At 54.6% G+C, this 13,199-nt stretch carries 9 protein-coding genes; 6 read left to right on the top strand and 3 right to left on the bottom strand.

Annotated elements, in window-relative coordinates; translation table 11 throughout:
- Window positions 1-12: 12 nt before the first annotated feature.
- From sdhA to sdhC, 3 genes are read right to left on the bottom strand one after another with little or no spacing between them, the layout of a single operon-like run.
- A complete protein-coding gene (sdhA, locus tag Q0796_RS00860) occupies window positions 13-1,773 on the bottom strand; it encodes a succinate dehydrogenase flavoprotein subunit (protein ID WP_298439277.1) in 1,761 nt (586 codons plus the stop codon).
- Entirely contained in the window at window positions 1,774-2,121 is a 348-nt protein-coding gene (gene sdhD / locus Q0796_RS00865; protein ID WP_298439279.1) for a succinate dehydrogenase, hydrophobic membrane anchor protein, read from the bottom strand.
- The gene (gene sdhC / locus Q0796_RS00870; protein WP_298439281.1) at window positions 2,115-2,513 is read right to left on the bottom strand and encodes a succinate dehydrogenase cytochrome b556 subunit; all 399 of its coding nucleotides are present in this window, start codon (window positions 2,511-2,513) and stop codon (window positions 2,115-2,117) included. The genes sdhD and sdhC overlap by 7 nt, the downstream gene beginning before the upstream one ends.
- A 406-nt stretch (window positions 2,514-2,919) precedes the next feature.
- Between sdhC and Q0796_RS00875 the strand changes: the two genes are divergently transcribed.
- The 6 genes from Q0796_RS00875 to Q0796_RS00900 all read left to right on the top strand — a co-directional run bounded on the left by Q0796_RS00875 (window position 2,920) and on the right by Q0796_RS00900 (window position 13,164).
- Window positions 2,920-4,206 (top strand): citrate synthase, encoded by a 1,287-nt coding sequence (locus Q0796_RS00875; RefSeq protein ID WP_298439283.1) that lies wholly within the window; start codon window positions 2,920-2,922, stop codon window positions 4,204-4,206.
- Between the two features lie 281 nt (window positions 4,207-4,487).
- Window positions 4,488-5,555 (top strand): efflux RND transporter periplasmic adaptor subunit, encoded by a 1,068-nt coding sequence (locus tag Q0796_RS00880; RefSeq protein ID WP_298439285.1) that lies wholly within the window; start codon window positions 4,488-4,490, stop codon window positions 5,553-5,555.
- Window positions 5,556-5,567: 12 nt separating this feature from the next.
- Complete coding sequence (locus Q0796_RS00885) at window positions 5,568-8,777, top strand: efflux RND transporter permease subunit (protein ID WP_298439287.1); 3,210 nt, start codon at window positions 5,568-5,570, stop codon at window positions 8,775-8,777.
- Complete coding sequence (locus Q0796_RS00890; RefSeq protein WP_298439289.1) at window positions 8,770-11,814, top strand: efflux RND transporter permease subunit; 3,045 nt, start codon at window positions 8,770-8,772, stop codon at window positions 11,812-11,814. Before Q0796_RS00885 ends, Q0796_RS00890 begins: the two co-directional genes overlap by 8 nt.
- A 107-nt stretch (window positions 11,815-11,921) precedes the next feature.
- A complete protein-coding gene (locus Q0796_RS00895) occupies window positions 11,922-12,776 on the top strand; it encodes an MBL fold metallo-hydrolase (protein ID WP_298439292.1) in 855 nt (284 codons plus the stop codon).
- A 1-nt stretch (window position 12,777) separates the two neighbouring features.
- Entirely contained in the window at window positions 12,778-13,164 is a 387-nt protein-coding gene (locus tag Q0796_RS00900; RefSeq protein ID WP_298439294.1) for a hypothetical protein, read from the top strand.
- The last annotated feature ends 35 nt before the right edge of the window (window positions 13,165-13,199 follow it).

The raw sequence follows: 13,199 nt of genomic DNA on the forward strand, positions 1-13,199 counted from the left end.
CTTCCGCCCTCCTTAGTACTTACGCTCTTTCGGCGGGAATGCTTCCCGCAACTTAGGTGACATGTTGACGTCACGACGGCCCATCTCGCCAGTACGCGGATCGAAGATGGTGTGGCACAGCCAGTTGGCATCATCACGGGCAGTAAAGTCTTCCCGTGAGTGTGCGCCGCGGCTTTCAGTACGGAAGTTGGCTGCGGTTGCCGTAGCAATGGCCGTTTCCATCAAGTTATCCAGCTCTAAACACTCAATACGCTGGGTATTGAACGCTTTGGAGGTGTCAGACAACTTGGCGTTGTTCAGGCGCTCGCGAATTTTCTTCAGCTCTTCTAAGCCTTCGGCCATCGCTTCGCCTTGACGGAATACCGAGAAGTTCAGCTGCATGCACTGCTGCAGATCTTTGCGGATCTGCACCGGATCTTCGCCGTTGCCATCCGCCGACGCGTTCCAACGGTTAATGCGCGTTAGTGCGGCATCAATGTTGGCTTGAGTCGCTTCTTTTAGCTCGCCTTGAGCGTCTAAGGTTGCGCCCAAGTGCTTACCTGCAGCACGGCCAAATACCACCAGATCCAGCAACGAGTTACCGCCTAAGCGGTTGGCGCCGTGTACTGATACACAAGCGATCTCGCCTACCGCCAGCAACCCTTTCACCGGCTTCTCTTCAACGTCGATAACCTGACCGGTTACGTTGGTTGGAATGCCGCCCATCATGTAGTGACAGGTTGGGATCACTGGGATGGGTTCTTTCACCGGATCAACGTGAGCAAAGGTACGGGACAGTTCGCAGATCCCCGGCAGGCGAGACTCCAAGACCTCGGCGCCTAAGTGATCCAGCTTCAACTTAGCGTGCGGGCCCCAAGGACCATCGCAGCCACGACCTTCGCGAATTTCGGTCATGATGGAGCGGGCTACAACGTCACGGCCGGCCAAGTCTTTGGCGTTGGGCGCGTAACGCTCCATAAAGCGCTCGCCGTCTTTGTTCAGTAAGTAACCGCCTTCACCACGACAACCTTCCGTTACCAGTACCCCTGCGCCAGCGATGCCGGTTGGGTGGAACTGCCACATTTCCATGTCTTGCACTGGCACGCCAGCGCGCAGTGCCATGCCAACGCCGTCCCCGGTGTTGATGTGGGCATTGGTGGTCGAAGCGTAGATGCGGCCTGCGCCGCCAGTGGCTAAGACGGTGGCCTTGGCTTTGAAGTAAACGATCTCACCGGTTTCAATGTCGATGGCGGTGGCACCGACCACATCACCGTCTTCATTTTTCACCAGATCCAAGGCGTACCACTCTGAGTACACTTCGGTTTTGTTCTTTACATTTTGCTGGTACAGCAAGTGCAGCAGCGCGTGGCCAGTACGGTCAGCGGCGGCGGCAGTACGAGCCGCTTGTTCACCGCCAAACTCTTTTGACTGACCGCCAAATGGACGCTGGTACACGCGGCCATCTTCGAAGCGAGAAAATGGCAGACCCATGTTCTCCATTTCGATGATCGCTTCAGGGCCGGTTTTACACATGTATTCAATCGCGTCTTGGTCGCCGATGTAATCGGATCCCTTAACGGTGTCGTACATGTGCCATTCCCAGTTATCTTCGTGGGCATTGCCCAGCGCGACGGTAATGCCGCCTTGCGCCGATACGGTGTGAGAACGGGTCGGGAACACTTTAGAAAGCAAGGCACAGCTTTTGCCTTCTTTGGAGATCTGCAGGGCAGCGCGCATGCCTGCGCCGCCAGCGCCAATTACAATGGCGTCAAACTCTTTAACTGGAATAGACACTTACACACCCCACAGGATTACAACACCAGCGAATAAGTACGCCAGTAACACTAGGATGACCGCAAACAGGCCAGCAGCACGTAAGCCCGCAGGCTTAACGTAATCGGTCAGTACTTGCCACAGGCCAATCCAGCCATGGATAAGTACCGCCAGCAACGTCATCAAGGTGTAAACCTTCATCATGATGCCAGAAAACAGTTGCTGCCAGACGGCGTAATCAACGTTCGGTGTAAGGGCTAGGTAACCAACAATAAAAATCAGGTAGCTGGCCAGCACCAGTGCGCTGGCGCGCAGTAAAACAAAATCGTGAACGCCGCTGCGTCCAAGGGTTGCTGCATTCTTTACCATAACCAGATCCCCGCAATGACCGACAACAACGCCGCAATACCAAACGCTGCTCGAGCGGAGTTATTGCCGCTTTCCATTGAGCCTTCAAAATACCCTAGGTCCATCAGCAGGTGACGGATCCCGGCACACAGGTGATAAGCGAAGGCGGTTAAAATAGCCCACAGGATAAATTTGAAGAACGCACCGGAAAGCAAACTGGTGACGTAATTGAATCCAGTTTCGGATTGCAAGGAAGTGGCTAATAGCCAAAGTAAAACCGCAAGGGCACCAAACATCACCACACCAGAAACACGATGCAAGATAGATGCAATAGCCGTTGCCGGGAATTGGATCTGGGATAGATCCAGATTGACAGGTCTTTGCTTATTCACGTTCTGCTCACTCAGCTCCATTGAGCAAATAATTATCGTTTTTAGCCAGGCTGAGTCATTTGTAACCTCACGCCTCACAAGCATGAAACTAGCACTTCGCCAAGCCCTCTCCACATGCGACTTTAATAGTACTTGGTCACATTTTTTATCACTTGATACTCACCCTGAGATAAGCCTAAGAACAGGCCGTGGTGGAGAGACGGCGCCAGTATACAAACGTGCCGAAACAAATACAAACATCACACTTTGGGAATATTTGAGAATCAGACCCTTACTCTCGAGTGATTATTAATCCATGGCGAACAGATAGATGTTACAGGGGCGTAAAAATGGTTTAATTCCTGCAAATTGGCTTTTGTGAGTTAGCTCACTTAATATGAGCCCGCTGTTAGAAATGGAATAACAAAAGAAGTAAGGAGAATCAGCTATGGCTGAGAACGTTGCTACACTCCAGATCCCTGGTCAAGACGCCATTGAGCTTCCGATCAAATCCGGATCTGAAGGTCACGATGTGATCAACATCAGCTCTCTAGGGAAGCATGGCCATTTCACCTTCGACCCAGGATTCATGGCGACTGCCTCTTGTGAATCCGAGATCACCTTTATTGATGGTGACAAGGGTATTTTGCTGCACCGCGGTTACCCAATTGACCAATTGGCCACCCAGTCCAGCTATTTAGAAGTGTGTTATCTGTTGTTGAAAGGTGAGTTGCCTTCTGCTCAACAGATGCAAGATTTCAAAGACTTGGTAACCAACCACACCATGGTTCACGAGCAGTTAGCCACCTTCTACAAGGGCTTCCGTCGTGATGCACACCCAATGGCCATCTTGTGTGGCGTTGTCGGTGCTTTGTCTGCGTTTTACCACGACTCGTTGGACATCAACGATGAGCACCACCGCGCTGTCGCGGCCATCCGTTTGATCTCGAAGATGCCAACCTTGGCGGCGATGGCGTACAAGTACAACTTGGGTCAGCCATTCGTTTACCCACGTAACGACCTCTCTTTTGCCGGTAACTTCCTGAACATGATGTTCTCGGTACCCTGCGAAGATTACGTGGTGAACCCAATCGTTGAACGCGCCATGGATCGGATCTTTATCCTGCACGCGGATCACGAGCAAAACGCGTCAACCTCGACCGTGCGTCTGGCGGGCTCCTCTGGTGCCAACCCATTCGCCTGTATCTCTGCTGGCGTGGCTTCTTTGTGGGGCCCAGCACACGGCGGCGCCAACGAAGCCTGCCTAGAGATGCTGGCTGAGATCGGCAGCGTGGATCGCATCCCTGAGTTCATTGCCAAAGCCAAAGATAAGAACGATCCGTTCCGTCTGATGGGCTTCGGTCACCGCGTTTACAAGAACCACGATCCGCGTGCCACCGTAATGCGTGAAACCTGTCACGAGGTGCTGGCTGAGCTCAACATTCAAGATCCACTGCTCGACGTAGCGATGGAACTGGAGCGCATCGCGCTGTCTGATGAGTACTTTATCCAGAAGAAATTGTACCCGAACGTCGATTTCTACTCTGGCATCATCATGAAAGCCATTGGCATTCCAACCTCGATGTTCACGGTGATCTTCGCCCTGTCTCGTACCGTAGGTTGGGTATCTCACTGGCAAGAGATGTTAAGCCAACCCGGCCACAAAATTGGCCGCCCGCGCCAGCTGTACACCGGCGCCAAACAACGCCAATACGTGCCCGGTACGGAACGTTAATACGATGTTGCGTTAACTAAGCCAGCCTTCGGGCTGGCTTTTTTTATCCATAAAAAAGGGTTACGCAACCGTTTACCTCGATTATGGCAATCGATATTCACTGCCCAAAAACAAGATTGTTAAATTCACCACCGAAATTTCACATCTCACCAACAAGTGCGCCAACCGGTCACTTCATTATCCCGAATCCAATATAAATAACTGTAATTAAAGGATTTATTTGTTGGCACGATTCTAGCTTGGTTAGTCCTCAGAAAATTAACCAAATGGGTACTGTCATCATGGAATTGAAACTTGTCGCCGCTGTTTTTGCTACTGGATTACTGTGTGCCTGCGCACCCACCGCGGAAGAAAGCGTTGATGCTGAGCCTGAACAGGCAAAAATCATCGCCATGCCAGTGGAAATTCAATTGGCCAGTAGCAGTGCCATTTCGCACTTTTATCAAACCACCGCCTTACTAGAAGCGCCCCAAGAAGCGCAAGTTGTGGCCCGAGTCAGCGGCATGGTGGAAGAAATTCATGCCGAAGAGGGCGATAACGTTCAGGCTGGGCAACTGCTGGCCAGCATCGATCCCAAACACTACCGCTTGGCCCTGAACAAGGCCCAAGCGGAATTGGACGTGATTGACCAAGAATTAGCGCGGATGCAGGCGATTGCCAACAAACAATTGGTGAGTGAAGAAGCGATGGCGAAGTTATCTTACCGGCGCCAATCCGCCCTCGCCGATCGCGACTTAGCCCAGCTCAACCTGCAATACAGTCAAGTAAGCAGCCCCATCAACGGTGTCGTCGCCAAGCGCCAGATTGACCGTGGCAACATGGCCACCGAAATGGCCACCAACCTGTTCCATGTAGTGCAACAGCAGCAGCTGCACGCCATCATTCACCTGCCGGAGCAAGAGATCAGTAATGTGGCCTTAAACCAATTGGCTAAATTACAGATTGATGGCCTTGCTCACAGCCACAACGCCAAGGTGCTGCGCATTGCACCGACCGTAGACAGCGCCAGTGGCACCATCAAAGTAACCCTCGCGGTGCCCAACCAACACGGCCAACTGCGCAGCGGCATGTTAGCCAAAGCCAAGTTGCAGTTTGATACCCACATGGACGCCACCGTCATGCCGCGCAACGCCCTGCTGCGCCAAGACAACGGCCACGCCGTGTTTGTGATCAGCAACAACAAAGCGCAGATCCGCAACGTCACCTTGGGATACAGCGATAACGGTCAAGTGGAAGTGCTCAGTGGGGTGGATGCCGGAGAGCAGGTGGTGATCCGAGGTCAGCACCAGCTGAAGGATGACGCCGATGTTGAGGTGGTTAACACCCTGCGTTTAGCCGCCAAAGATTAAGGACTGATCAGCATGAGCCTAATTAAAACCGCCATCAAAAGGCCGGTCACCGTGTGGATGGGGATGTTAACCCTGATGTTGTTCGGCATGGTTGGCTTTGGCCGCTTGCCAGTAACGCTGCTGCCCGACATGAACTACCCCACGTTAACCGTACGTACCCTCTACCCCGGCGCTGCGCCGGCAGAGTTAGAGCAGTTGGTCTCTAAACCGATTGAGGAATCGGTCGGCACGGTGAAAGGGCTGCGCCGCATGAGCTCAACCTCGCGCTCTGGCTTATCGGATCTGCAGCTGGAATTTAACTGGGGCACCGACATGGATCTCGCGGCGCTGGACGTACGAGAAAAACTCGACGCCATCTTGCTGCCGTTAGATGTAGATAAGCCGCTGATTTTACGTTTTAACCCCAATTTAGACCCGATCATGCGGCTGGGGCTAAAAAGCGAAAGCGGTGAACTGTCGCAACTGATTGCCCTACGCACCTGGGCGGATGACGATCTGAAGCGGCAACTGGAGATCATCGACGGAGTGGCGTCGGTTCGCCCCGCCGGTGGCTTGGTGCGCGAAGTGCAGATCCAACTCGACCAAGATAAGTTGGCGCAGCTGGCGTTAACCCCAGAGCAGATCATCAACCGCATTAGTGCGGAAAACATTAACTTGTCTGCGGGCAAGCTCAACCAAGGCAGCAAAGAGCTGCTGGTCCGCACCTTAAATCAGTTCAACAGCATTGATGAGCTGGCCAACATCGTTATCTATCGCGACGGCAATCGCCAACTGCGCTTGCTCGACATTGCCACTGTGGTTGATGGCTATGCCGAGCGCACCGATGTGTCTCGGGTTGATGGCGCCAATGCGGTCGAAGTGGCCATCTATAAAGAAGGCGATGCGAACGTCGTCGCGGTAGCCAACGCCGTCAAAGCCAAGTTAGAACAGCTGAAAGAACGGCCAGACAGCCGCCCACTGGAGATCTTATACGACCAATCGCAATTCATTGCTGGGGCCGTAAAAGAGGTCACCAACGCCGCCATTATTGGTGCCCTGCTGGCGATGCTGGTGATCTTCCTGTTTTTACGCCAACTCAAGCCCACCCTGATCATCTCGTTAACCATTCCAGTGTCGGTGATCGCCACCTTTAACCTGATGTACTTCGCTGGGATCAGCCTCAACCTGATGTCGCTGGGTGGCATCGCCCTTGCCGTGGGCTTGCTGGTTGATAACGCCATCGTGGTATTGGAAAACATCGATCGCCATAAAGACTTAGGCGCCAAACAAGCGGCAGAGCGAGGCACACGTGAAGTGGCCACCGCAATTACCGCATCAACTTTAACGACTTTAGCGGTGTTCGTACCGCTGCTCTTTGTGGAGGGCGTTGCTGGTGCGCTATTTGGCGATCAGGCCCTCACCGTCACCTTTGCATTAGTGGCGTCTCTCCTCATTGCATTAACCGCGATCCCGATGCTCGCCGGTCGTGAACAGTGGCAATGGCCAACCTTGGCCAAACGTCACAAAAAGCCAGTACCAAGCAGCACCTTAGGTAAAGTCGGTCACTACGGTTCTACGCTGGCCAGCTTCCCATTTGTGTTGCTGTTTCAGTGGTTGCCCAGTGCCCTATTGGTGCTGTTGCTATGGCTCGGTACCGTATTAGGCAAAGCGCTTGGCTTGCTGTTTGCGCCGCTAAGCTGGCTGTTCAATCGCAGTTACCAAGCCGTCGAATGGTTCTACCCGCACCTTTTGGCCGCCGCACTGAAGCAAAAAACCATCACCTTAGTCATCGCGGTTGGTTTTACCGCCGTGGCCGCCTGGATAACCCCACGTTTAGGCATGGAGCTGGTGCCAAGCCTTAACCAAGGCGAATTCTACCTAGAGCTGCAACTGCCCCCGGGCACCGATGTACAGCAAACCGATGCAGTACTGGATCAATTGGCGCAAGCGGTGTTGCCACTGCAAGGGGTGGCACACGCCTACTCGCAAGCTGGCAGTGCCAGCCAGATGGCGTCCGCCAGCAGCCGCAGCGGTGAAAACTGGGGACGGTTGCAAGTGGTGTTAGACGATGCCAGCCAACAGCAGACGGTTATGGCCGTACTGCGCCAGCAAGCACAACGCATTCCCGATCTGGAATCGGAGCTGAAACAGCCACAACTGCTGAGCTTTAAACAACCACTGGCGATTGAGCTCAGTGGCTACGATTTAGAACAGCTAAAAACCACCAGCCGCCGCATTGCCAAAGCGATGGCCGACAACAACCGCTTTAGCGACATCAGCAACAGTTTGCGTAACGGCCAACCAGAGCTTGCTATCCGCTTCGATCACGCTCGCTTAGCCAGCCTTGGTCTAACCGCCCCCGAGGTGGCCAAACAGGTGGCAACAATGGTCGGTGGCAGCTTGGCTTCGCGCTACACCTTAGCGGATCGAAAGATCGACATTCGCGTGCGCGCCCAAGTGCAGCAACGGGATCAACTGGCCGACATTGGCGCCTTGGTGATCAACCCCGGCAGCAGCCGCCCTATCCCACTGAGTGCGGTCGCCGACATTACCGAATCCGTGGGGCCGGCCGCCATCAGCCGCATTGATCAGCAGCGGGTCGCGGTGATCAGCGCGGGGATCAGCTACGGCAGCCTCAGCGCCGCGGTGACGGAAGCGAAAACGATGCTGGCGCAAATGAGCCTGCCGCCTGGCTTAGAGCTGCACTTTGGTGGTCAAAACGAGGAGATGGAACAGTCCAGCCGTTCGCTCTATATCGCCTTAGCCTTGGCCGTATTCTTGGTGTACATCGTCATGGCCAGCCAGTTTGAATCCTTCCGTCAGCCCTTGCTGATTTTGGCCGCAGTACCCATGGCGTTAGCGGGCAGCATCATGGGCTTATGGCTTACCGGCACCCAAATTTCGGTGTTGGTGTTCATCGGCCTGATCATGCTGTGTGGCATCGTGGTCAACAACGCCATTGTGCTGTTAGATCGGATCAACCAGCTTCGCAGCCAATCGGTGCCGTTAACCGAGGCGATCAAACAAGCCGCCGCCAACCGTTTGCGGCCAATTATGATGACCACCCTCACCACCATTTTGGGGTTATTGCCGATGTTGATTGGCTTTGGTGCCGGTGCCGAGTTGCGCGCGCCGATGGCCATTACGGTGATCTTCGGCTTGGGCTTGGCCACTTTACTGACGTTAGTGGTGCTGCCGGTGTTGTACGCCAGCTTTATCGGCAAGGAGCCTGCCCATGACTAAGTTCAGCCTCAGCGCGTGGGCGTTACAGCGCCCCGTTACCATCACCATGGTCTTTATCGCCCTGCTGTTACTGGGCGGCCTGTCCACCCGCTTGCTGCCACTGGAGATGTTTCCGGGGCTGGATATTCCACAGATCACGGTGCAGGTGCCCTATGGCGGCAGTTCACCGCGTGAAGTCGAGCGCGAGATCACCGCCGTGTTAGAGGAATCACTGGCCACCTTAAGCGGCGTTAAAAAGATGCGCTCTGGCTCCAACCAAGATGAAGCATGGGTGCGAATGGACTTCGCCTGGGAAGAGTCCATCGGCAATAAAGTGGTGGAGGTGCGCGAACGGGTCGATTCCGTGCGGCACCTGCTGCCCGCCGATGTGGAACGGGTGATGATCTGGCAATTCGCCACCTCCGATGCCCCCATCATGACCCTGCGCTTGTCGTCGCAGCGGGATCTGTCCCGTGCCTTCGACATGCTTGATAAGCAGTTAAAACGGCCTCTGGAGCGGATAGAAGGGATCTCGCAAGTCAGCCTGTATGGGGTGGAGCCGATGCAGATCCAGATCCGAGTTTCCCCAGAGCGGATGCTGGCACGAAGCATTGATCAACAGTGGCTCAGCGAGCAACTGCAACAGCAAAACTTTATCCTCAGCGCCGGTAATCTGCGTAACGGCCAACAGCTGTGGCAGGTGTCGCAACAAGGGGAATACCATAGCCTAGAGGCGATCGAACAACTGGTGGTTCGCCGTGATGTGCGCCTAGGTGACATCGCCGACATTAGCCTCAAGCAGCCCGAAGCCACCGAAGGTCGTCATCTGGATCGCAGCTACGCGGTCGGCTTGGATCTGTTTAAAGAGTCCGGCGCCAACTTGGTTGAGGTGGCGGATCGGGTTATGCCGGTGATTGAAGCGGTACGCAACAGCGCCCAGTTTGATGGCATTGAACTGTTTGTGATGGACGATCAGGCCGACGGAGTCAAAAACTCCCTCAGCTCGCTGGCTCAAGCCGGTGGCCTTGGGGCGTTATTGTCGTTTGCCGTGTTGTTTCTGTTTATCCGTAACCCGCTCACCACTGCCATCATTGTGATTTCGGTGCCGATGTCCATTTGCATCACCCTAGGGCTGATGTATCTGCTGGGCTACAGCCTCAATATCTTGTCGATGATGGGCTTGCTGTTGGCGGTGGGAATGCTGATTGATAACGCCGTGGTGGTCAGTGAAAGCGTGTTGCAGCAGCCGCCGGAAAATCGCCGCCAAGCGGTGATCGACGGCGTTGATAATGTGGGCTTGGCGGTGTTGGCCGGCACCCTAACCACCGCCATTGTGTTCTTGCCGAACATCTTTGGGGTTAAGGTCGAGCTCACGGTATTTCTGGAGCACGTAGCCATCTCTATCTGTTTATCGCTGCTGGCCAGCTTGCTGATCTCGCGCACCTTATTGCCGCTGCTGCTGTTTAAGTTCAGCAACTTAGGGCAAAGCGGCAAAAAGATGGAATCCCCCCGCTATCGACGCATGCTGGGCTGGACCTTGGCGCATCCGGTTGCCAGCGGCGTTATCGCCGTGGGGCTGTTGGCCAGCACCGCCTTGCCGCTGTCCCAAGTAACCGGTGGTGACGACGATGAAGGCAGCCAAGAGCGATTGTTCATCAACTACCAGATGCAAGGACGGCACCATCTGGATTACAGCGAAGCGATGATCAACACCATGGAGGAGTACCTGTACGCCAACCAGCAGGAGTTTGGGTTTGAATCGGTGTACAGCTATTACGCCAACCATGACCTGCAAACCACCTTGCTGATGCGGGATGAACTGCCTCTGCCGATGAACGAATTGAAAGAGAAGATCGCCGCTGGCTTTCCTAAGTATGCCTACGCCAAGCCGATGTTTGGCTGGAATGGCGGCGACGATCGCGGCATGCGCATTCATTTGCGCGGCCGCTCCACCGAGCAGCTGATGACGCTGTCTGAACAGGTCATTCCGCTCCTGACTGGCATCGAAGGGTTATCCGATGTACGCAGCGATCTGTCTGCGGGTCAGCAAGAGCTGCTGATCCGCTTCGACCGACAACGCTTGGCGCAGTTGGGGCTCTCGCTGCAACAAAGCGCCGCCACCGTAGCAACGGCGCTGCGCGGGCAAACCCTGCGCTCTTACCGTCACGACGCCAACGGCGAAGTCGCCATCCGCTTGCAGTGGCCAGAGCCGTGGCAGCAGTCCGGCGACAAACTGGCGCAGCTGCCCCTCGGCAAAGTCGATGGCAAAGTGATCACCTTGCAGCAGGTCGCTCGTTTTACCGAGCAACCACGCCTGGACGAGATCCGCCACTACAATCGACAAACCTCGTTGGCCATTGGCGGCAACATCGACGACCGCGACTTCGATGAGTTGCAGCAAGAGATCAGCACCGTACTGGATGGCATCAACTGGCCCGAAGGGTACAGCTACAGCTTCAGTGGTGGCTTTCAGTACCAAGATGAAAGCGAAGCGTTAATGCTGACCAACATGCTGCTGGCGGTGGTGATGATCTACATCGTGATGGCCGCGCTGTTTGAATCGCTGTTGCTGCCAACCGCGGTGATCAGCTCGATCTTATTTGCCATTACTGGCGTATTTTGGACCTTTATGTTTACCGGCCAAACCATGAGCGTGATGGCGATGATCGGCATCTTGGTGTTGATGGGGGTGGTGGTCAATAACGGCATTGTGCTGGTGGATCAAATCAATCAACGCCAACCCAAACTGGAAAACTTACAGCAAGCGATCTTGGATGCCGCCGTGGGTCGATTGCGGCCGGTATTGATGACCGTGGCCACCACCATCTTGGGCCTATTGCCGTTAGCGTTGGGCGACACCCGCATCGCTGGCGGCGGCCCCAGCTACACGCCGATGGCCATTGCCATTATTGGTGGGCTCACCTTCTCTACCGCCACCAGTTTGTTGCTGGTGCCCTACCTCTACTTGATCCTCAGCCGCTTACGCCATCGCTGCAGCCAAGGGATCACCCGAATTTGGCAATGGCAGCAACAACAGGTGCCATCATGGTTACGCTAATACACGGTTTGTAGAATAATCCGTTGCAACAGTTCGCAAGCGGCACTTCATTGTCGTGCCGCTTTGTTTTAGGCTGATGCTCACCTTTGATAACGGAACCATCAATCATGCGTAAACGGACTTTACTGCTGGCATTGCTGGCTTGGCCCGCGTTGGCCGCCGATCGCTTTGCCGATGTGGTGATCACCCCAACTCAAGTCGCCCCAGGGATCCATATGCTGCAAGGCGCTGGCGGGAACATCGGCGTGAGTGCTGGAAGCGACGGCTTATTGATTATTGATGATCAGTTTGCGCCCTTGGCCAACAAAATTATTGCCGCACTGACGCCCTTACACCCGGATTCTGCCGGTAAACCCAAGTTTGTGATCAACACCCATCACCACGGCGATCACACCGGGGCTAACGCCACCTTTGGCCGCGATGGCACCATCTTCGCCCACCATAATGTGCTTAAACACCTGCAGGCTGACAACAGCGTCAGTGCCGCCGCCTATCCGGTGGTCACCTACGACGATGGCATCACCTTCCACTTTAACCAGCAGAAAATTGAGGTGATGCACCAAGGCATTGGCCACACCGATGGCGACTCGATGGTGTGGTTTGCCCAGCAAAACGTGCTGCACATGGGCGATCTGTTTTTCAACAACACCTTCCCCTATGTGGATCAAGGCCACGGCGGCAGCGTGCGTCACTACCTCGCTCGGGTAGAAGAAGCACTGCAGCTGGTGAATGATCAAACCAAAATCATTCCCGGTCACGGCGACTTAGGCAACCGCAACGACCTCACCCGCTTTAAAGTGATGTTGCAACAGTCGCTCGCGTGGGCAGAATCGATGCAAGAACACCCGAAATCGGTCTGGTTAGCCCAAGGCTTGCCTGTCCATCTGCAATCTTGGCAGTGGTCATTCATCAGCAATGAACGCTGGATAGAAACCCTCTGGACCGAGATACAAGGCAAATAATATGTTGATTCAATTAGTGGTTTTTATCATGGCCACCTTAGCTGTTGGCCTAGCGCCAATTTACCTTGGGGCACGAATACTGCGAACGGGCAACCCCAGTTGGTTTGGCGCGGTGCTGGCCTTGGTGGCGGTATTTGCCCTGCAGGACATGGCATTTCGCTTTGTTGAAGACACCGATCTCGCCTGGATTGCCAGCATCTTTGCTGGCTCATTTGCGGTCAGTTTGATGCTCGACTGCCCGTACTGGAAAGCCGCCATCATCTGCGCCTTTATTATCTTGATCCAAGTGTTGGCCACCAACGCGTTCTTGGGGGGCACCCCAGCCCCAGAACACCTAAGCCATCTGGTGCTGGAAACCCAAAAAGAGCTGTGGCCGGATTACTACTGATAAGCAAAAGCCGCTGCGCGCTAACGCCGAGTCAG

The sequence above is a fragment of the uncultured Ferrimonas sp. genome (assembly GCF_947489035.1).
Taxonomy (GTDB): domain Bacteria; phylum Pseudomonadota; class Gammaproteobacteria; order Enterobacterales; family Shewanellaceae; genus Ferrimonas.